The organism is Phycisphaeraceae bacterium, assembly GCA_019454185.1.
In the GTDB taxonomy this organism is placed as follows: domain Bacteria; phylum Planctomycetota; class Phycisphaerae; order Phycisphaerales; family UBA1924; genus JAHBWV01.
In genome coordinates this window covers 1,470,658-1,489,593 of the sequence record CP075368.1, presented here as the reverse complement: position 1 = coordinate 1,489,593, position 18,936 = coordinate 1,470,658, and the positions used below count along the sequence as shown (strand labels likewise).

The 18,936-nt window shown below is 63.1% G+C and carries 30 protein-coding genes; 29 read left to right on the top strand and 1 reads right to left on the bottom strand.

Annotated features, from left to right (window positions below; genetic code table 11):
• Nucleotides 1-110: 110 nt before the first annotated feature.
• Nucleotides 111-1,592 carry a hypothetical protein gene (locus KF838_06355; GenBank protein ID QYK49468.1) on the bottom strand — a complete coding sequence of 494 codons (1,482 nt, stop codon included), beginning with the start codon at nt 1,590-1,592 and terminating at the stop codon, nt 111-113.
• 404 nt (nt 1,593-1,996) lie between these two features.
• On the opposite strand from KF838_06355, the gene rpsJ reads away from it, so the two are divergent.
• The 29 genes from rpsJ (at nt 1,997) to KF838_06210 (ending at nt 18,934) form a co-directional block, all read left to right on the top strand.
• Nucleotides 1,997-2,305 carry a 30S ribosomal protein S10 gene (gene rpsJ / locus KF838_06350; protein QYK49467.1) on the top strand — a complete coding sequence of 103 codons (309 nt, stop codon included), beginning with the start codon at nt 1,997-1,999 and terminating at the stop codon, nt 2,303-2,305.
• Nucleotides 2,306-2,459: 154 nt separating this feature from the next.
• Nucleotides 2,460-3,149: a 50S ribosomal protein L3 gene (rplC, locus tag KF838_06345; GenBank protein QYK49466.1), complete on the top strand. Its 690-nt coding sequence runs from the start codon at nt 2,460-2,462 to the stop codon at nt 3,147-3,149.
• Nucleotides 3,150-3,433: 284 nt separating this feature from the next.
• Nucleotides 3,434-4,201 (top strand): 50S ribosomal protein L4, encoded by a 768-nt coding sequence (gene rplD, locus KF838_06340; protein QYK49465.1) that lies wholly within the window; start codon nt 3,434-3,436, stop codon nt 4,199-4,201.
• On the top strand, nt 4,202-4,480 hold the full coding sequence (gene rplW / locus KF838_06335) for a 50S ribosomal protein L23 (GenBank protein ID QYK49464.1): 279 nt from the start codon (nt 4,202-4,204) through the stop codon (nt 4,478-4,480).
• Nucleotides 4,481-4,515: 35 nt separating this feature from the next.
• Nucleotides 4,516-5,373, top strand: coding sequence for a 50S ribosomal protein L2 (gene rplB / locus KF838_06330; protein ID QYK49463.1), 858 nt, complete (start codon nt 4,516-4,518; stop codon nt 5,371-5,373).
• Nucleotides 5,374-5,395: 22 nt separating this feature from the next.
• Nucleotides 5,396-5,689: a 30S ribosomal protein S19 gene (gene rpsS / locus KF838_06325; protein QYK49462.1), complete on the top strand. Its 294-nt coding sequence runs from the start codon at nt 5,396-5,398 to the stop codon at nt 5,687-5,689.
• Nucleotides 5,690-5,758: 69 nt separating this feature from the next.
• Entirely contained in the window at nt 5,759-6,304 is a 546-nt protein-coding gene (gene rplV, locus KF838_06320) for a 50S ribosomal protein L22 (GenBank protein ID QYK49461.1), read from the top strand.
• Nucleotides 6,304-7,011: a 30S ribosomal protein S3 gene (gene rpsC / locus KF838_06315; protein QYK49460.1), complete on the top strand. Its 708-nt coding sequence runs from the start codon at nt 6,304-6,306 to the stop codon at nt 7,009-7,011. The genes rplV and rpsC overlap by 1 nt, the downstream gene beginning before the upstream one ends.
• A 66-nt stretch (nt 7,012-7,077) precedes the next feature.
• Nucleotides 7,078-7,497 carry a 50S ribosomal protein L16 gene (gene rplP, locus KF838_06310; GenBank protein ID QYK49459.1) on the top strand — a complete coding sequence of 140 codons (420 nt, stop codon included), beginning with the start codon at nt 7,078-7,080 and terminating at the stop codon, nt 7,495-7,497.
• Between the two features lie 54 nt (nt 7,498-7,551).
• Complete coding sequence (gene rpmC / locus KF838_06305; protein ID QYK49458.1) at nt 7,552-7,764, top strand: 50S ribosomal protein L29; 213 nt, start codon at nt 7,552-7,554, stop codon at nt 7,762-7,764.
• 20 nt (nt 7,765-7,784) lie between these two features.
• Nucleotides 7,785-8,063 carry a 30S ribosomal protein S17 gene (gene rpsQ / locus KF838_06300; GenBank protein ID QYK49457.1) on the top strand — a complete coding sequence of 93 codons (279 nt, stop codon included), beginning with the start codon at nt 7,785-7,787 and terminating at the stop codon, nt 8,061-8,063.
• Nucleotides 8,064-8,127: 64 nt separating this feature from the next.
• A complete protein-coding gene (rplN, locus tag KF838_06295; protein ID QYK49456.1) occupies nt 8,128-8,514 on the top strand; it encodes a 50S ribosomal protein L14 in 387 nt (128 codons plus the stop codon).
• A complete protein-coding gene (rplX, locus tag KF838_06290; GenBank protein ID QYK49455.1) occupies nt 8,514-8,861 on the top strand; it encodes a 50S ribosomal protein L24 in 348 nt (115 codons plus the stop codon). Before rplN ends, rplX begins: the two co-directional genes overlap by 1 nt.
• A 95-nt stretch (nt 8,862-8,956) precedes the next feature.
• Complete coding sequence (rplE, locus tag KF838_06285; GenBank protein ID QYK49454.1) at nt 8,957-9,616, top strand: 50S ribosomal protein L5; 660 nt, start codon at nt 8,957-8,959, stop codon at nt 9,614-9,616.
• A 37-nt stretch (nt 9,617-9,653) separates the two neighbouring features.
• A complete protein-coding gene (locus KF838_06280; GenBank protein QYK49453.1) occupies nt 9,654-9,839 on the top strand; it encodes a type Z 30S ribosomal protein S14 in 186 nt (61 codons plus the stop codon).
• Between the two features lie 107 nt (nt 9,840-9,946).
• Nucleotides 9,947-10,345 carry a 30S ribosomal protein S8 gene (gene rpsH, locus KF838_06275; protein QYK49452.1) on the top strand — a complete coding sequence of 133 codons (399 nt, stop codon included), beginning with the start codon at nt 9,947-9,949 and terminating at the stop codon, nt 10,343-10,345.
• A gap of 29 nt (nt 10,346-10,374) precedes the next feature.
• Entirely contained in the window at nt 10,375-10,920 is a 546-nt protein-coding gene (gene rplF, locus KF838_06270) for a 50S ribosomal protein L6 (GenBank protein QYK49451.1), read from the top strand.
• 30 nt (nt 10,921-10,950) lie between these two features.
• Nucleotides 10,951-11,310, top strand: a complete 360-nt coding sequence (gene rplR / locus KF838_06265) for a 50S ribosomal protein L18 (protein QYK49450.1) — start codon at nt 10,951-10,953, stop codon at nt 11,308-11,310.
• A 91-nt stretch (nt 11,311-11,401) separates the two neighbouring features.
• On the top strand, nt 11,402-12,082 hold the full coding sequence (gene rpsE, locus KF838_06260; protein ID QYK49816.1) for a 30S ribosomal protein S5: 681 nt from the start codon (nt 11,402-11,404) through the stop codon (nt 12,080-12,082).
• An 80-nt stretch (nt 12,083-12,162) separates the two neighbouring features.
• Complete coding sequence (gene rplO / locus KF838_06255; GenBank protein ID QYK49449.1) at nt 12,163-12,762, top strand: 50S ribosomal protein L15; 600 nt, start codon at nt 12,163-12,165, stop codon at nt 12,760-12,762.
• A gap of 141 nt (nt 12,763-12,903) precedes the next feature.
• Nucleotides 12,904-14,304 carry a preprotein translocase subunit SecY gene (gene secY / locus KF838_06250; protein ID QYK49448.1) on the top strand — a complete coding sequence of 467 codons (1,401 nt, stop codon included), beginning with the start codon at nt 12,904-12,906 and terminating at the stop codon, nt 14,302-14,304.
• 26 nt (nt 14,305-14,330) lie between these two features.
• A complete protein-coding gene (gene map / locus KF838_06245; protein ID QYK49447.1) occupies nt 14,331-15,119 on the top strand; it encodes a type I methionyl aminopeptidase in 789 nt (262 codons plus the stop codon).
• Between the two features lie 48 nt (nt 15,120-15,167).
• A complete protein-coding gene (infA, locus tag KF838_06240) occupies nt 15,168-15,392 on the top strand; it encodes a translation initiation factor IF-1 (GenBank protein ID QYK49446.1) in 225 nt (74 codons plus the stop codon).
• Between the two features lie 250 nt (nt 15,393-15,642).
• The gene (gene rpmJ / locus KF838_06235; GenBank protein ID QYK49445.1) at nt 15,643-15,759 is read left to right on the top strand and encodes a 50S ribosomal protein L36; all 117 of its coding nucleotides are present in this window, start codon (nt 15,643-15,645) and stop codon (nt 15,757-15,759) included.
• 29 nt (nt 15,760-15,788) lie between these two features.
• Nucleotides 15,789-16,169: a 30S ribosomal protein S13 gene (gene rpsM, locus KF838_06230; protein ID QYK49444.1), complete on the top strand. Its 381-nt coding sequence runs from the start codon at nt 15,789-15,791 to the stop codon at nt 16,167-16,169.
• A 63-nt stretch (nt 16,170-16,232) separates the two neighbouring features.
• Nucleotides 16,233-16,610, top strand: a complete 378-nt coding sequence (rpsK, locus tag KF838_06225) for a 30S ribosomal protein S11 (protein ID QYK49443.1) — start codon at nt 16,233-16,235, stop codon at nt 16,608-16,610.
• Between the two features lie 159 nt (nt 16,611-16,769).
• Entirely contained in the window at nt 16,770-17,774 is a 1,005-nt protein-coding gene (locus tag KF838_06220; protein ID QYK49442.1) for a DNA-directed RNA polymerase subunit alpha, read from the top strand.
• A 148-nt stretch (nt 17,775-17,922) separates the two neighbouring features.
• Nucleotides 17,923-18,540 carry a 50S ribosomal protein L17 gene (locus tag KF838_06215; GenBank protein QYK49441.1) on the top strand — a complete coding sequence of 206 codons (618 nt, stop codon included), beginning with the start codon at nt 17,923-17,925 and terminating at the stop codon, nt 18,538-18,540.
• A gap of 154 nt (nt 18,541-18,694) precedes the next feature.
• Nucleotides 18,695-18,934: a hypothetical protein gene (locus KF838_06210; protein ID QYK49440.1), complete on the top strand. Its 240-nt coding sequence runs from the start codon at nt 18,695-18,697 to the stop codon at nt 18,932-18,934.
• Nucleotides 18,935-18,936 lie beyond the last annotated feature (2 nt).

Below are 18,936 nucleotides of genomic sequence, written 5' to 3'. Positions count from 1 at the left end.
GCAAGATGCTTCATGTTGGCGTGAACCTCCGCGTAGGGCCGGTATGGCCGGGTGGACAGCATACCGATGTCCCACCCCTGGGGTTTCTCGCCTGCAAAGCCCGGCTGGACTCAGTCCATCGGGAGGCCTGCCCGTCGCCACAGCGAAACAAGCCGGTCCAGCTGCGTCGGCTCCCACACACGCCCCTCGGATAGCATCGAGCGAATCAGGTCCCCTCGTTCATTCATCGATGTCACCTGTGCAGGGCTGTCATCGTTGAGTCTCGTCGTCAGCACCCACAGCCCAGACCGATCCTCCGGCTGTTCCAGCACATCACGCCGGAGTCTGATCGAGCCGCTCTCAGACTGGTATGTGTAGAAGCCGTACTCGGCGGGGATCCGCTTGTTCATGAGAAGATCAGGCAGCAGCACGGCCTCGAGACGGCTCAGATATCCCTCGCCCTCGATGCTCGGCTTGATCGTCTGGCTCTGCCCATCCGGCGGATCGATCCGCACAGTCATGCTCGACCCCTCACGAGCACCAGTCTCGGTCCATGTCGCGACGACGCCACCTTCTCGCCTCGAACTGCGGATCAGCCACGCCTCTGAGGCCCTGTCTTCCGAAAGGAAGAACATGCTCACCGTATCGTAAATACCACTCCCATCAAGAACCCGTGCCTCCAGTTTCAGGAGGTAGCCAGACTGGCGATCCGCGCTCCGCCAGCGCGCCTTCTCGCGGCTCGAATCCAACTCTCCGCGCTGGCCGACCCAAGCCGTGATTCGCTTATACCCAAGCTCCTGATCATCCGACCCGACCGGAGATGGCGCAAATAACCTGTCCCAACGCGGCTTCCCCTTCGGCGAATATCGCTCGATCACGCCGCGATAGTCGTCAAGCGTCATCTGCGACATGAGTTGGACGCCCATCGCCACAGCCGCTTGGCGCGCCGCACTCAGGCGGCTTGGGTCTTCAAACGCCACTGTCGCGATGACCGTCTCGTACAGCGGTCTCACCTGCGCAAAGGCCGGCTCCGGCGTGAGCAACTCGAATGTGATGTATCGCTCGGGTTGCGGATTGAAGACCGTGTAACCCTTCACCGAGGCCGGGCCGGATGGGCCCGGCACCTGAACGTACACACGCTCGGCAGGCCCCCCCTTCAGCGAGAGTCCCTGCTGGCGATCGATGACGCGCCCCATCGTTCTCGCGACCGTGCCGTCAGAGTTCAACACACCCACGGAGCCCAAAATCTGATCCCGGATCGCGTCAACGACCGTCGAGAGCGGACGCTGGCTCGTCGTTTCGCGGCTCTCTATGTTGATGATCCATGTCTGATCAGGCGCGAGCACCCGTGCAGTCACCTTGCTCCCGTCACGGGTCAACTGCGTCGTCGAGCCCGCCGGCAACTGCATGGTAAGACCGATCGATTCGATCCTGTAAAGACTCTCTGCAAACTCGACCGTCGCCATCGGCTTTGCCTGGTTCGATGGAGGAGGTGTTTGTTTGGGCTGGACCGTCGCAGTGCCTTCTGAGAGGTGGGTCGCGGCCGAAGCGTGCATCCCCATCGAAGCCATCATGGACAAGACCGACATTGCGAGCATGTGCGTGGCCTTCATGCCTGTATTCTCCGGCGGACGGGTGGCTGGACCAGTGACAATCGCTCCGAACAACCTGGTTCAATGGTTCCATCGTTCAGGTCGGCCGCGCCGCGATAGTCCCTGCAACGAGAATCCAGAGAGGACCCTGACGAGACATTGACAATGCGTTGAAGCCCTCTACTCTTACGGGCTCATCTCGGAGCGATCCGGGGTGGTGTCGTATGCCGGGCGGAGCCCGGCACCCCCGAGTGCGAGGGTTTACCGCACTCATCGCCGAAGGACGGCAGTTGATCAGACAGGGACTCGCCCGGGGCGAGTTCGGTGGATCAATCGCCCCCTGATCGATCAAGGGTGCCGAGCGACGGATCGATCGGCGACGACAAGAGTGTGTGAGCGATCGGACGAAAGGTCAGGAACGAGCCATGACGGGGACACGGATTCGAATTCGGATGGAGGCCTATGACCACCTGGCGCTCGACGCGTCGGCTCGCGAGATCGTTGATCACGCGAAGCGGACCAACGCCAAGGTCGCCGGTCCCATTCCGCTGCCCACACGCATCGAGCGATACACAGTTCTCCGCTCGCCCTTCATCGACAAGAAGAGCCGCGAACAGTTCGAGATCCGCACGCACAAGCGCATCATCGACATCATCGAGCCCAACGCCCGCACCGTCGAAGCGCTCAACCGCCTCGTCGTTCCCGCAGGCGTCTTCGTCAAGATCAAGGCATGACATCTGCCAGAGGACGCCGCGAAAGCTGCGTCCTCTGCTTCATTCCAGAAACCTTCCTCTGCACGGTTCCGTCGGACTGAACCATGGCACGAAGCGGTCCCGGCCGTAACCGGGGGCGACCCGCGGGGGCTCGCCGAGTGGAAAGGCGATTCGGATGGCTTTCACGCTTCTCGGAAAGAAACTCGGCATGACCCGGATCCTCACGCCCGAGGGCGTCTCGGTTCCGGTGACGGTTATCGAGTGCGGCCCGTGCGTCGTCACGCAGCTCCGCACCGCAGAGACCGACAAGTACACCGCAGTCCAGATCGGTTTCGGCGAGATCAAGCCTCGCCGCTCAACCATCCCCATGATCGGGCACGACGCCAAGGCGGGCACCACGCCCAAGCGTCACCACAGCGAGTTCCGCGTCGATGCCTCTGAGCTCGCGAACTACACCGTCGGCCAGGTCCTGACCGTGAAGGATCTCGAAGGCACGATGTACGTTGATGTCGCCGGCACCAGCAAGGGCAAGGGCTTCGCCGGAACCATGAAGCGTCACAACTTCAAGGGCATGTGCGCCTCGCACGGCACCGAGCGTAAGCACCGTGCCCCGGGTTCCATCGGTTCGCTCGGCTCGAACCGCGGCTTCGGCGGCGGTCTCAAGAAGGGTAAGAAAATGTCCGGCCATATGGGTGCCGAGCGGGTCACCGTTCGGTCCCTCGATGTGGTCAGAATCGTCCCCGAACAGAATCTTTTGCTGGTCAAGGGGCCGATTCCCGGTCACAACCAGTCTACAGTCTCCGTTCGCACCTCGACCCGTCTCTATCGCAGCAAGGCGAAGAAGGTCCAGGCCGCGAAGAAGTAAGTCGTAGCAAGTCCAGTCGCGGGCAATCCCCGCAGCACACGTCACCGGGCGCTCCAGTCGTCCCGGTGAGCCCGGTAGGTTCGATCAACGAATACCGCCGGGCGAGGACAACGAGTGGACGCGGGCGTGCGAGTCACGATCCGCGATGACGGCCGAGTCGATTCCGATCCGCCCCATATGTGAAGGAGGCGAGACGGATAGGCGAAGCACCCGCAAACCACCCGGTTTGTGGAAGATTCCCGGAGACGGTCTTCGGGAACACAAGGCGTCGGACGAGGTGAATCATGAAGGTCCCCGTCTACAACCTGCAGGGCAATGAAGTCGGATCGATGAACATCGACGAGGCTGCCCTGGGGTCCACAATCAATGCTCCCCTCATCAAGCAGGCGTACGTCATGTACCACGCCAACACCCGTCAGGGGTCGGCGCGTACAAAGAAGCGCTCGCAGGTCGAGGGATCCACGAAGAAAATCTACAAGCAGAAGGGCACCGGCAACGCACGCCACGGCGATCGCAAGGTCGCTCAGATGCGAGGCGGCGGCCACGCCCACAGCAAGAAGCGCACGCGCGAGGACTTCCACCTCGACATGCCCAAGAAGATGCGTCGCAAGGCAAATCGCAACGCGCTCCTCGCCAAGCTTGTTGACAACGAAGTCCGTATCCTTGAGACGCTCGCTCTCTCGTCACCCAAGACGAAGGACTTCGCGACGCTACTCCAGGCGTTGAAGATCGACCGCACGGCCCTTCTCGCCCTCTCATCGGACGAGTCCAAGGCCGCCAACGCTCGCCTCTCGGCTCGCAATGTTGACGACGTCACGACCTGCAGAGTCGATCAGCTCACCTGCTTCAACATGCTCAACAGCCGCTACCTCATCATCTCCAAAGAAGATCTTGAGGGTTGGCTGAGCGGCCCGACCTCTCAGACCGGCAAGGTCGCCAAGGTCTCGCCGATGGGCCGCGTCGATACGCCCGAGCCCAAGGCCGCAGCGAAGCCCGACGCCCGCCGCGTCCGTGCCGACGCACGCCGCGCTGCCACGAAGGAGAAGGCGTAAATGGAATCCATCCACGTCATCCGACGCCCCCTCCTCACCGAGAAGTCCACGTTCGGCATGAACGAGCGTGCGCAGTACTCGTTCGAGGTCGACCGCCGCGCCACCAAGACCGATGTCAAGCGCGCCATCGAGGAACTCTACAAGGTCCATGTCGTCTCGGTGAACACGCTCGTCCGCAAGGGACGCGTGAAGCGGATCAAGACCGGCTACACCACGACCGCAGAGACCAAGCGTGCCATCGTCCGTCTTCGCGACGGTGAGGTCATCGAACTGCTCTGAGGCGCGATCCTCCAAGACTCTGAAGGAACAGATCCATGGCCATTCGCGTTTACAAAAAGACCAGTGCCGGACGCAGATTCGCGTCCGTCAATATGCACGTCGAGGTCACGAAGAAGACCCCGGAGAAGTCCCTCCTCGCTCCCCTCCCAAAGAAGGGCGGCAGGAACAACTCCGGCAAGATCACGGTCCGTGGCCGTGGCGGCGGTGCAAAGCGTCAGTATCGTCGCATCGACTTCAAGCGTCGCGACCGCGCCGGCATCGTCGGCAAAGTCGCGGGTGTTGAGTACGATCCCAATCGCTCCGCTCACATCGCCCTGATCCAGTACGCAGACGGCGTGAAGCGGTACATCATCGCTCCCATCGGCCTCGTCACGGGTGCCGAGGTGATGACCAGCATCGACGAGGCGATCGATCCGAACCCCGGCAACGCCATGCCCCTCAAGTTCATCCCCCTCGGTCTTGAGGTCCACTGCATCGAGATGCAGCCCGGTCGCGGCGCACAGATCTGCCGCTCCGCCGGTTGCACCGCCAAGCTCTCGAACAAAGAGGGCGAGTACGCCACCTTGGTCATGCCCTCCGGCGAGATCCGGCGTGTCCATGTCAACTGCCTGGCGACCATCGGCCAGGTCGGCAACATCGACCACCAGAACCGTCGCCTCGGCAAGGCCGGTCTCACACGCCACCTCGGTCGGCGCCCCATCACCCGTGGCGTCGCCAAGAGCCACCACGCCCATCCGCTGGGCGGCGGCTCCGGACGCTCCAAGGGCAACCGCCCGCCGTGCGGACCGACCGGTGTCGGCGCAAAGGGCGGACGCACGCGTAATCGCAAGAAGCACAGCACGAAGTTGATCATCCGTCGTAGGCGCTCGGTCCGCTACGGCCAGTTGAAGTGATTGAAGGGCCAGGAGCACACACATGGGACGCAGTCTGAAGAAAGGCCCCTACGTCGATGAGAAGCTCTACCGAAAGGTCGAGAAGCTCAACGAGCGAAACAAGCGAGAGCCCATCAAGACATGGGCAAGACGCTGCACGATCGTGCCCGAGTTCGTCGGACACACGTTCAAGGTCCACAACGGACGCGTCTTCCTTGACGTGTTCGTCACCGAAGACATGGTCGGCCACAAGCTCGGCGAGTTCAGCATCACTCGCACGTTCAGAGGCCACACCAACAAGAAGGAAGGCATCGCCGCGGGCGATACCAAGAAGTAAGCCGGCAGAAGCAAGCCGAGCCACAGCGACGAGTACCCGACTCCCCACGCTTTCTGAAGGAAACGTGCCGTGAAACTGCGAGGCGACAAAATCAAGACACTCGCCGAGGCCAATGGCGTCAGCCGCCAGGACCTCGCACGCTCGATCGAGCGCACCGGTCTGAAGGGCGATCGCGCCCTCTCCGCCGTCAACAACTGGATGGCAGGCAAGGACCACCCACGTGCCCGGGCCGAAGACATCCGCCGCCTCGCGCAGACAATCGGCTGCGAGGTCAAGGACATCTCCCGGTTCGTCAGCATGGTCCGCTTCCACAGGGGGAGCGAGCGCAAGGCCAAGCTGCTCGTCGATCTCGTCAGAGGCAAGACCTTCCTCGAGGCCGACAACCTGCTCCGCTTTAACACCAAGCGGGCCGCTGTCAACGTCCGCAAGGCGCTCAACGCCGCGCGTGCCGATGCGGAGCTCCAGCAGGCCGATGTCGAACTGCTCGTCGTCTCCGAAAGCCGCGTCGATCGCGCGTTGCACATCAAGCGATTCAAGGCCAAAGACCGCGGCCGTGCCCACCCAATTCTCAAGCGAACCGCCCACATCACGGTCGGTGTGGAGGAGCGTAACTAATGGGACAGAAAACCCATCCATTCGGTCTCCGCGTCGGTATCACAGAGGCCCACCGCAGCCGCTGGTACGCCCCCAAGGCGCTCTACGGCGAGCTTCTGGTTGAAGACGAGAAGATCCGTCAGCACCTCGACAAGCGCCTCAACCGCAGGCCCCCGAACGCCGCGGTCTCCGATATCCACATCGAGCGCACCCGCGAAGAGCTCAAGGTCATCATCCGCACCGCACGCCCCGGCCTGGTCATCGGTCCGAAGGGCGCGGAAGTCGAGCGCATGACCGAGGAGCTGCAGTTCATGACGGGCCGCAAGGTCTCGATCTCGATTCTCGAGATCAAGCAGCCCGACCTTGATGCACAGCTCGTCGGCGAGGCGGTCTGTGAGCAGCTCAACAAGCGGGCCGCGTTCCGTCGCGTCGTGAAAAGCCGCGCCGAGGCGACGATGGCCGCCGGCGCCAAGGGTGTCCGCATCCAGATCTCCGGCCGCCTCGGCGGCGCGGAAATGAGCCGCACCCTCGATGTCCGTCTCGGCTCTCTCCCGCTCTCAACCCTCCAGGCCAACATCGACTACGGCTTCGCCCAGGCGTTCACCACCTATGGTGCGCTCGGCTGCAAAGTCTGGATCTACAAGGGGCTCTACACCCAGGAGCAGGTGCAGGACGAAGTCCAGTCGAACGCAGCGGGCGGCAAGGCGCGTGCAAGAGGCCGTCGCTGATCAGAAGTTTCTTTGTGTATCAGTTGTACGTGAGTGAAGTGTCGGTTTGATCGAAGGAACCTTGCCATGGCGATGCTGCCAAAGCGAGTGAAGTACCGGAAAGAGATGCGTCGCGTCCGCGATCGCAAGGCCACCAAGGGCAACTACGTTGCCTTCGGTGACTACGGACTCCAGGCCCTCGACGGGGCATGGGTCACCGCGCAACAGATCGAGGCCGGGCGCGTCGCGCTCGCCCACTATCTCAAGCGTGAGGGCAAGCTCTTCATCCGTATCTTCCCCAACAAGCCCATCTCGAAGAAGCCCCTCGAAACCCGAATGGGCACCGGCAAAGCCGACGTGGATTACTGGGCCGCTCGCGTGAAGCCCGGCACCATGCTCTTCGAGATCGCCGGCGTTCCCGAGGCCGCCGCGAAGGCCGCACTCGTCCGCGTCGCCATGAAGATGCCGATCAGGTGCCGCTTTGTCGGTCGTCGCGTCTCGGTGTGAGTCAAGGCCCGAAAGGGCCGTTTGGAGCCAGCGGGTAAGCCCGGAGCCAGTGCCATGAAGTCCAAAGAAGTACAGAGCATGACCGCCGACGATCTGAACGACAAGCTCACCGACCTGCGCCACAAGGTCTACAACCTTCGCGTGCAGGCCGTCACACAGAAGATCGAAGACAACAGCCAGATCGGCAAGACCAAGCGTGACATCGCTCGGCTCCTGACCGAACGCCGCGCCCGTCAGATCGTCGCGACCACCAAGAGCGCCTCCTGAACCCGAACCGGAAAGACCAGATGAGCACCAGCACAGCAGCCAAGGCCGAGAAGAAGCAGGTCACCCGGGTCGGGGTCGTCGAGTCCGACGCCCGCAGCAAGACCCGCAAGGTCGTCATCAACTTCCTTGCCAAGCACCCCAAGTACGGCAAGTTCCTCCGCAAGCGCACCATCCTCCACGTCCACGACGAAGAGAATGTCTCGAAGAACGGCGACATCGTCGAGATCACCGAGTGCCGCCCCATCAGCAAGACCAAGCGCTGGCGGCTCGTCCGCGTCGTCGAGAAGCGTTCGCAGTAAGCACCCACGTCTCACTCCGGTCCGATCGCCGCAAGCGTCCGGACCCGTTCAAGGGATCGTTCCCATGCTCCAGCAAGAATCACGATGCGAGGTCGCGGATAACTCAGGCGCAAAGATCGCCTACGTCATCCGTGTCTACGGCGGCTCCACCGCAACGGGCGCGTTCACACGCCGCACCGCGGGCGTCGGCGACCGTGTCCTCGTCTCGATCAAGAAGGCCCTCCCCGGCGGCGACATCAAGGCCGGCGACAAGAGCAAGGCCGTTGTCGTTCGGACCAGCAAGCCCCGCCGCCGTGCGGACGGCTCGTACATCCGCTTCGACTCATCCGCCGTGGTCCTCATCCAGGACGACGGCAATCCCAAGGGCACACGCATCTTCGGGCCGGTCGCCCGCGAGCTGCGCGATCGCAACTACATGAAGATTGTCTCACTCGCTTCGGAGGTGGTGTGATGCCGGCTCATGTTCGCAAAGGTGACACCGTGGTCGTCCGCTCCGGAAGCCACAAGGGTCAGGTCGGCGAGGTCATCCGCGTCGATCCCGACAGCAAGACCGTCGTGATCAAGGGCGTCAACCTGGTCACACGCCACATGCGTCCCACTCGCACGAATCCCAACGGCGGCGTCGTCACTCGTGAGGCCCCGCTCGATTGGTCAAAGGTCAATCCCGTCGTCGATGGCAAGCCGACTCGCGTCCGCTTCCAGACCAAGGACGACGGATCAAAGGTCCGCGTCGCCGCTCGGGGCGGCAAGGTTCTCGGCACCGTCCGGGGACCCCGGAAGACGTCGAAGAAGTCTTGAGGTTCATTCCCGCATAAGCATGAACGCCTCGAAGCCAGTGGCTCGAAGCGAACGACAGAGATGGCAAGGCGACAGCCAAGCCGAGGAACGAAGCAATGGCCAAGGACACGAAGCCAGCCGGCAAATCAGGAACCGGGAAGAAGAAGGGCCACTCCGAAGAGGCAGTGGCAACCGCTTCCGCTCCCGCGGGCAAGCCGCGCCTCCAGACCATGTACGAGTCCAAGGTCCGTGAGGCCGTAACCGAGAAGTTCGGCATCAAGAACCCCATGGCCATGCCCCGGCTCGACAAGATCACGATCAACGTGAACATGGGCCGCCACATCGAGGGCACCAAGATCCCGCCGCACATCCGCCAGACCGTTCTCGACACCATCGTCGCGATCAGCGGCCAGAAGCCCGTCGTCCTCAAGGCCAAGAAGTCCGTCTCGAACTTCAAGGTCCGCGAGGGCGTCGAGACCGCAGCGATGGTCACCATCCGCCGCGACCGGATGTGGCACTTCCTCGATCGCCTCATCAACCTCGCGACGCCCCGTATCAAGGACTTCCGGGGCCTCAACGACAAGGCCTTCGACAGGCAGGGCAACTACGCCATGGGCCTGACCGAGCAGGGCGTCTTCCCCGAGATCAACATGGCCGACGTGCAGTTCACGCACGGCATGAACATCAACTTCTCGTTCCGCAACTCATCTCCCGAGCTCAGCAGGTTCGTCCTCGAACAGCTCGGAATGCCGTTCAAGAAGGCCGGCGAGAACTAAACAACACCACCGACCACACCATCGGACGGAGTGAATCATGGCCAGCAAGGCGCAGACCGCAAAGTCTCAGAGAAAGCCCAAGTTCAGCACCCGCGTGGTGCGCCGGTGCGAGCTCACCGGGCGCGACCGCGGCGTCTACCGCAAGTTCCGCATCAGCAGGATCATGCTCCGAAAGCTCGCGCTCGAAGGAAAGATCCCCGGCATGCGCAAGGCGAGCTGGTAACACGTCAACCAATGTGAGTCACAGTCATCCGGACGCTCCCACACTCGGGGCGACGGCAGAACGAATCGCGAATCGACGCTCTTCAAACAGCGAGTCTGGAACGAAACATGGCCATTAGCGACCCCATCGCAGACATGCTCACCCGCATCCGCAACGGCCTGCGGAACCGCGCAAAGACGGTGAACTGCCTGAACAGCAAGGTCTGCCGCGGCATCGCGGACGTCCTTCGCGACGAGGGCTACATCACCTCATACGATGTCATCGAGGACGGACGCCAGGGCATCATCCGCCTTCATATGAAGTACGGACCTAGCGGTGAGGCCCTGATCTCCAGGATCACCCGCTCCAGCAAGCCTGGGTGCCGTGTGTACGCCGCCGTCGATGAGATCCCAAGACCGCTCCAGGGGCTCGGCATCGCCGTTGTCTCCACCAGCCGCGGCGTGCTGAGCGATCGCAAGTGCCGCACCGAGCGTGTCGGCGGCGAACTGCTCTGCGTTGTTGAGTAAAGAAGGGCCTGAGTTTCGGAGTTCAAGCCATGTCAAGGATCGGAAAGAAGCCAGTGCCCGTCCCCGCGAACGTCAAGGTCGCGATCTCAGGACGCAGCGTCTCGATCACGGGCCCCAAGGGCACCCTCGTCTTCGAGCACCACCCGCTCGTCAAGGTCACCTGGACCGAGAGCGAGAAGTCGATCGTCTGCTCCGTCGCGGATGCCGCTGATCGCGTCGCCAAGGCGCAGTGGGGCACCACCCGCGCCATCCTCAGGAACATGATCGAGGGTGTCTCGAACGGCTATGAGAAGACGCTCGAGGTCAACGGCGTCGGCTGGGCCCCCTCCATGCAGGGAACCAAGCTCAAGCTCGTGGTCGGTCTCGCCAGCCCGATCTTCCTCGAGATCCCCAAGGGCATCAATGTCGTCGTCGACAAGCAGATCATCCGTGTCAGCGGCGCTGATCGTCAGATGGTCGGCGAGTTCGCCGCACGAGTCAGGTCGCAGCGCAAGCCCGAGCCGTACAACGGCAAGGGAATCAAGTACACCACCGAAACAATCCGTCGCAAGCAGGGCAAGCAGTTCGGCGCTTGAGCCGGATGATCTCTCCAGAGGTTCGGACACATGGACAAGAACGTACTCAAGGCAAAGCGTCGCACGCGTCGAAAGATCGGCATCCGCAAGCGGGTCGCCGGCACCGCCGAGCGTCCGCGCCTCTCGATCTATCGCTCGCTCGGCCACATCTACGCCCAGCTCATCAACGACCTGGACGGCACGACCATCGTCGCCGCGTCCTCGCGTGACAAGGATGCCGCTGGCACCCCTGGCAACACGAAGTCCGCCGCCGATGTCGGGTCCCGCCTGGCCGCAAAGGCCAAGCAGTCCGGCGTCTCCGCGGTTGTCTTCGATCGCAACGGCTTCCGGTATCACGGCCGCGTCAAGGCACTCGCCGACGCCGCTCGTGAGGCCGGCCTGAAGTTCTGATCCGCCCGTTCACTCAACGTATCGCACCAAACGAAGATCCACACCTCGCAGAGCAGACCCCATGCAAGACCTTCTCGAGCAGTCCTCCCAGATGGATTCCACGACGATCGCCGTCGGTCGCACCTCAGCGACTGTCAAAGGCGGCCGTCGATTCTCCTTCGGTGCGCTCGTTGTCGTCGGCGATCGGCGCGGCAAGGTCGGCTTCGGCTATGGAAAGTCCAACGAAGTACCCAACGCCGTTGAGAAGGCCCAGAAGTACGCCAAGAGGGCTCTCGTCACGATCCCCATGGTCGGAACGACCATCCCGCACGAGGTCGAGGGCACCTTCTCCGCATCCAAAGTGCGGCTCATCCCCGCCGCTCCCGGAACCGGCGTCGTCGCAGGCGGCACCGTCCGCTCGATCCTCGAGATCGCGGGCATCACCGACTGCCTCACCAAGTGCTACGGCTCCACCAACAAGACCAACACCGTCAAGGCCGTCTTCGACGCACTCCGTCGCCTTCGCACCGCAGAGCAGATCGCCACGCTCAGAGGCGTCAAACTCGACACCACACACATCGAGAGCATGATCGAGAAGGGCAAGCGATTCATGCCCGTATCCACCGGCGAGAAAGCCCGCGGCCCCGTCAACACCATCGGCCAGGACCGCCGCGGCGGCCGTGGCGGTCGTGGCGGACCCGGCGGCGGTCGTGGTGGCCGTGGACGCGGCCCGCAGAGCGACAGCCCAGCTCCTGCAGCTGACGCATCCGCGCCACCCGCTGAGAACGCCTGAACACCGATACCACAGCCCTTCCGTTTCCTTCCCATACAGACAGCAATCGCAGAGACAGACGATCGAAGGAGTGACCGGCCATGATGATCCATGACATCACCTCACTTGCCGGAAAGAGCAAGAAGCGCAAGCGCATCGGACGCGGACACGGCTCCGGCCAGGGCAAGCAGGCCGGTCGTGGCCACAAGGGTGCGGGCTCACGCTCCGGCGACGCCGCCAAACGTGGCTTCGAGGGTGGCCAGATGCCATACTTCCGCCGCTTGGCGAAGTTCGGCTTCACCAACGCCCAGTTCAAGACCGAGTTCTGGATCGTCAACCTCGCCGATATTGTCCGTCACCCCGCCTTCGCAAAGGGCGGCAAAGTCGATATCGACACGCTCATCAAGGCCGGTTTGGTCCGCGATACATCCAGAGACCTCAAGATCCTCGGCTCGATCGGCGAGGACGGACTCAAGTCCAAGCTCGACGTCACCGCCAGCCGCGTCTCCATGTCCGCTCGTCGCCTGATCGAGGGCGCAGGTGGCAAGGTCCACGAAACGGGCACCCGCCGTGATCATGTCCGGGGCGTTGATCGCAACGCCGAGGACAAGTCGCCCAAGAAGCTCACCAAGAAGCTCAAGCGAGGCGCGAACTCGCGAGGCAAGGCCGCAGTGGCCGCTCAGGAAGCAGCACAGGAATGAGCCCACGGATCGGCAGCGATCTGGGCCTACCATCATGACCCATCCGGCGGACGCCGACCCACCGGGTCGGCGTCTTGTCCGTCAGAGGGACGTTTCGCACGCGTCAGGGACGACCAACAGAAGATCCATCACGGAATCACGATGTTCAAGATCATCGCAAACATCTTCTCGATACCGGAACTGCGGAACAAAATCCTGTTCACCCTCGCGATGCTCGCCGTCTACCGCATCGGGTACTGGGTCCCGCTTCCGGGCATCGAAACCGGCGCGCTGAGCGAGTACTTCGCCACCCAGGGAGGCGAGAGCTCCGCAGCCAAGAAGGCCGCATCCTTCGTCGCCATGTTCGCGGGCGGCTCTCTCTCCCAGTCCACGATCTTCGGACTGGGCATCATGCCCTATATCTCCGCGTCGATCATCTTCCAGATCCTCACGGCCGTCTCGCCCGCGCTCAAGAAGATCCAGGAAGAAGGCCCCACCGGCCGCCAGAAGATCATGGAGTGGACGAGGTACGCCACCCTCGTGCTCTGCGTCTTCCAGGCCATCGGATGGCTGATGTTCATCTCTCGCCCGGGCGTCGGCGGCGTCGATCCCATGTGGGTCCGAAACCCCATGTGGTGGGTCACCGCAATCTCCATGCTCACCGCCGGCACCATGTTCCTGATGTGGCTCGGCGAACAGATCGACCGACACGGCATCGGCAACGGTGTCTCGCTCATCATCACCGCCGGCATCATCACGGGCATGCCCAACGCCGTGAAGTGGCTGATCGAGAACTTCAATCCGTCCGATCCGAATCAGCTCGACTGGATGAGCATCATCCTGCTCGCGCTCGGGTTTGTCGGCGTCATCATGGGCGCGGTCCTCATGACCGTCGCACAGCGACGAATCCCCGTCCAACAGGCCAAGCACACGCGAGGCCGCCGCGTCTTCGGAGGCCAACGCTCCTATCTCCCGCTCCGCGTCAACCACAGCGGCGTCATGCCCGTCATCTTCGCCTCCTCCCTCATGATCTTCCCCCAGGTGCTCATCTCCGGACTCGGTGAACAGCTCCGCGCTGCCGGCAACATCGGTTTCTTCACCCAGACGCTCCAGTGGCTCGGTGCAAACCTCACCGCCGGCCAGTTCCTGTTCGTTGTCCTCGAAGCGATCCTCATCTTCTTCTTCAGTTATGTCTGGATCACCATCCAGTTCAATCCCGAGGAGATGAGCAAGCAGCTCAAAGAGCACGGCTCGTTCATCCCAGGCCTGAGGCCCGGGCCCCGCACCGCCGAATACCTCGAATCCGTGATGGAACGCATCACCTTCGTCGGTGCTGGCATGCTCGTCATCATCGCCATCCTCCCGCAGGTCATCGCAACCTCAATGCGAATCGACTGGTCCGTCGCACAGTTCCTCGGCGGCACCGGCCTGCTCATCGTGGTCTCCGTCAGTCTCGACCTCCTCCAGAGGATCGAAGCGAACCTGCTGATGCGAAACTACGCTGGCTTCCTCGGTGGAGACAGCGCGGGCAACGCGCCTCGAATCCGCGGCCCCCGCGCCTGACGCAAGCCGCCGACGCGCATCATGCCATGGCGATACACCTCCGCTCCGACAGCGAGATCGACGCGCTCGCGCGAGCAGGCCGCGCGTGCTGGGCCGCGCTCGATCGCATCGCGTCCGCCTGCGTCCCCGGCTGCATCACACGCGATCTGGACGCCATCGCGCGAGAAGAGATCAAACGCGCGGGTGCATCCCCGCTCTTCCTCGGCCACAAAGGGCCCGACGGTCGCCCGCCCTTCCCCGGCCACCTCTGCGTCTCGATCAACAACGAACTCGTCCACGGAATCCCAGGAGAGCGTTTGCTGCGCCCCGGCGATGTGGTCTCGGTCGATCTTGGCCTGACCCTCGACGGGTGGTGCGCAGATGCCGCACGAACAGTCCTCATCGACCCCGTGCCGGATCACCACCGCGAGCTTCACGCCCGCACGCTCGAGATCCTCAAGCTGGCAATCACAATGATGGAGCCCGGCATCGCGTGGTCGACGATCGTCCAAGCCGTCGCGAAAGCAGTGGGGGAGACCGACACACGTCTCGTCGAGCCATACGCCGGACACGGCATCGGAAGGGCACTGCACGAGCCGCCGCGTGCTCCGCTCCTGAACGCCGGGTCCCCCCTCAGCCCGAACGAAGACTTCATACTCAGACCAGGCATGGTTCTTACCGTCGAGCCGATCCTCGTCCGTGGCAACGCCAAGACCATCACCGGCTCCGACGGATGGACGGTTCTCGCCGCTGACAACGCCGTCGGCTGCCATGAGGAGCGAATGGTGGCTATTGTTCGAGGCGGCTATCGGATGCTCACCGGTGCGCCGATCTGATGCGGCACTCGCCGATCGATCTTCACTCTTCCGAGCACACGGGCAAGTATGTCAAAGCAGGACGACAAGTTTACATTTGATGCGGTGGTCACCGAGGCGCTCCCAAACGCCATGTTCAAGGTCCGGCTGCCCAACGAGCAGAAGACAGAGGTCTTGGCCTACGTCTCCGGCAAGATGCGCATGAACTACATCCGCATCCTCCCCGGCGACCGCGTCACCGTCGAGATGACCCCATACGACCTCTCCAAGGCCAGAATCACGTACCGGCACTGATCACCAGCCCCGCTGGCGAGCCGGCCAGGCATCGCCCCGGGAACAGGCCCGATCAGGCCCCAATCTTGGACGTGACTTCCTGGCAGACCAGGTCTAACATCCCAGCCCGGCCAATCGGATTGGCCTATTGTTGCGTCCCACGGGCGTAGCAGTGGGGGTGGATCGATCCCGTTTCGGGGTTGATCCAGAAGTGTCGAGAGTTTCCCGTGGCGTGTCGGACACGGCGTCATGCCGGTGTCGGAGGTGGGCCATGAAGGTTCGGTCGAGTGTCAAGAGAGTCTGTGGCAGCTGCCAGATCGTTCGCCGCAAGGGCAAGGTCCGGGTCATCTGCAAGGCGGAACCCAAGCACAAGCAGGTTCAGGGCTGAGTCTCTGATCTTTTAGCAGGAGCGCACGAGTGCCCCGTATCGCAGGTATTGACGTTCCGGATCGCAAGAAGATCCTCTACGCCCTCCAGTACATCCACGGGATCGGCCCCAAGTTCGCCGCAGACATCCTCGCAGAAGCGGGTGTCGATGGTGACGTGCGCGCCAACGAGGTCACCGAGACCGCCATCGCGCAGATCAACGCGATCATCGACGGCGGCTATCTCGTCGAGGGTGCCCTCCGTCGCCAGGTCCAGCAGAACGTGCAACGCCTCAAGGACATCAAGTCCTACCGAGGCGAGCGCCACCGCAAGGGCCTTCCCGCCAGAGGCCAGCGCACCCGCTCCAACGCCCGCACTCGCAAGGGTCGCAAGAAGACCGTCGCCGGCAAGAAGAGCGTCAAGGCCAAGTAATCCTGATCATCCGATCCGCACCCGCCCTCACGCCGCACGCGTGCGCCGCACACAGAGGTTGTCATGGCCAAGAAGGTCAAGAAGATTCGCAAGAACGTCGTTCGTGGCATCGCCCACGTTCGCGCGACGCAGAACAACACCATCGTCACCATCACCGACATGAACGGCGAGGCCCTCGCGTGGGACTCCGCCGGAACCATCGGATTCAAGGGCACTCGCAAGAGCACCCCCTTCGCAGCCACGCGTGCCGGTGAGCAGTGCGGCCAGAAGGTCCGCAAGATCGGCATGACCGAGGTCGAGGTCCGCATCACCGGCGCAGGCGCCGGACGCGAATCCGCCGTCAACGGCCTTGTCTCCACAGGCCTCCGCGTCACCGCCATCGAAGACCGCACGCCCGTTCCCCACAACGGCTGTCGTCCTCGCAAGCGCCGCCGCGTCTGATCCGTCATCACACGTCGGGCACGACGAGAGCCGTGCCCAACGCTTCGTTCATGCGGCATCCGAGCAGAAGGACAACGGGTTCCAGCGGGCCCGTCACGAGCCGAGAATCGGAACACCGCGCGTCATCAAGGCGTCCGCTGGATAGCAGAGGTCACACCCATGCGGGTTCGTTGGCGCGGGCTTGAATTGCCCACACGTGTTGCTCCCGATTCCAAGTTCCGCAGCGAGGTCTACGGCCGGTTCACGGTCGAGCCGTTCGAACGCGGCTTCGGCACAACCATCGGAAACTCACTCCGTCGCGTCCTCCTCTCCTCGCTCGAAGGTGCCGCCGTCACCGCCGTCAAGATCAAGGGCGCAACCCACGAGTTCACCTCCCTCCCCGGCGTCATGGAAGATGTCACCGACATCATCCTCAACGTCAAGAACCTCGTCGTCCGCATGGACTCCGACGAGCCCAAGACCCTCCGCCTCGCGGCCCAGGGCCCCGGCGATGTCACCGCCGACCTGATCGAGGGCGACCCCTCCGTCACCATCGTCAACAAAGACCTCGTCATCGCCACGCTCACCAGCGAGGTCGATTTCGAGATGGAACTCCACGTCGCCAAGGGCCGCGGATACGTCCCCGCGACCGAGCAGTACGGCAAGGCCGACGAGCAGGAAATCGGCCTTATCCACGTCGACGCGATCTACTCCCCTGTCCAGCGCGTCCGCTACAAGGTCGAGGACACACGCGTCGGACAGCGCACCAACTACGACAAGCTCACGATCGAGATCTGGACCAACGGCACCATCTCCTCCGACATGGCCATGGTCGAGGCCGCCAAGATCCTCAGAAAGCACCTCAACCCCTTCGTCCAGTACTTCGAACTCGGCTCCGACCGCGTCTCCGACGAGGCCGCCGCAGCCGCCGGAGTCGACGAGGAACTCATCCGCAAGCTCAACACCCCCGTGTCGGAGCTCGACCTCTCCGTCCGGGCCTCCAACTGCCTCGAGTCGGCACGCATCGAGCACGTCGCACAGCTCGTTACCCAGACCGACACCGATCTCCTCAAACTCCGCTCCTTCGGCAGAACATCCCTCCGAGAGGTCAAGCGCAAGCTCCAGGACATCGGCCTGGACCTCGGCATCGCCCTCCCCGAGGGGTACTCGCCGCCTCAGAAGTAATCGTCCCGAGTCCCAGTGGGCAAAGCAGGGAACTGTTCGCCCCTTCCACGCGGCCGAGGCAACTCCTCGTTCGCCCGATCGACGCCTAGTATCAAGGCCCGTCGGCCCCGCCGCCGGGCTTTCATGATCGACCTCTGGAGTCTCTCCGATGCGCCATCGCAAGGCCGGATACAAGCTCGGCCGTACCACAGCCCACCGACTCTCGACCCTCCGCAACATCGCCGCGGGTCTCTTCGAGCACGGACAGGTCACCACCACCGTCCCCCGCGCCAAGGCCGTACAGCCCTTCGTCGAGAAGATCATCACGCTCGCAAAGCGTGGAGACCTTCACTCTCGACGCATGGTCATCGCCAAGCTCGGTGGCGACCGTCGCGGCTTCGAGTGGCTCTACCTCCCCAAGAACGCATCCGACGCCGAGAAGGAGCACGTCGAAAAGCTCCGCGACTTCTCCGGCCAGTTCTTCAACCTGCCCGAGTCCAGCCAGGTCGAGCGAAACCGCTACGGCGAGCTCCGCAAGGCACCGAAGATCGTCAAGCACATCTTCGACAACATCGCACCTCGCTACCAGGATCGCGCGGGTGGCTACACCCGCATCGTCAAGCTCGGACGCGCACGCCTCGGCGATGCCGGTGAACTCTGCGTCATCCAGCTCGTCGGAAACGAGCAAGGCCCGGAGATCGGCGGCAAGCCCAGCACCCGCCGCCGCATCGCAGACAAGCGCACCGCCTACGCCGCCAAGGTCCGCAAGGAAGCCGCTTCCGCCTGATCCCGCGACTGGTCTGGCACCTGATCTTGCGATCGAGTGCAATCACATGTCCACCCCAACGCCCGCACACGCCGTGCGGGCGTTGTGCTTTCCATCTTCCGCGTACAATGCCGCCAACAGCCGCTTGTCGCGGCACTTGACCGGGGTCGCAACCATGTCCACCCGGACCGCAAGATCCTTCGGCGTGATCCTCGGATGCATCGCCCTCTCCGCGTCTTCGCTTGTCGGCTGCCGCTCAAAGGACAACTGCTACAAGACCTATCCGCACGCCTACTCACCGACAGATCGAGCCATGAACCCCGACGATGATGCTCCCGAGATCGAGCACGCGCCCGCCGGTCCCACGGCCCAGACGCTCCCCCGCCCATCAAACCCGAACGCCGCGCCGCGCTGAGC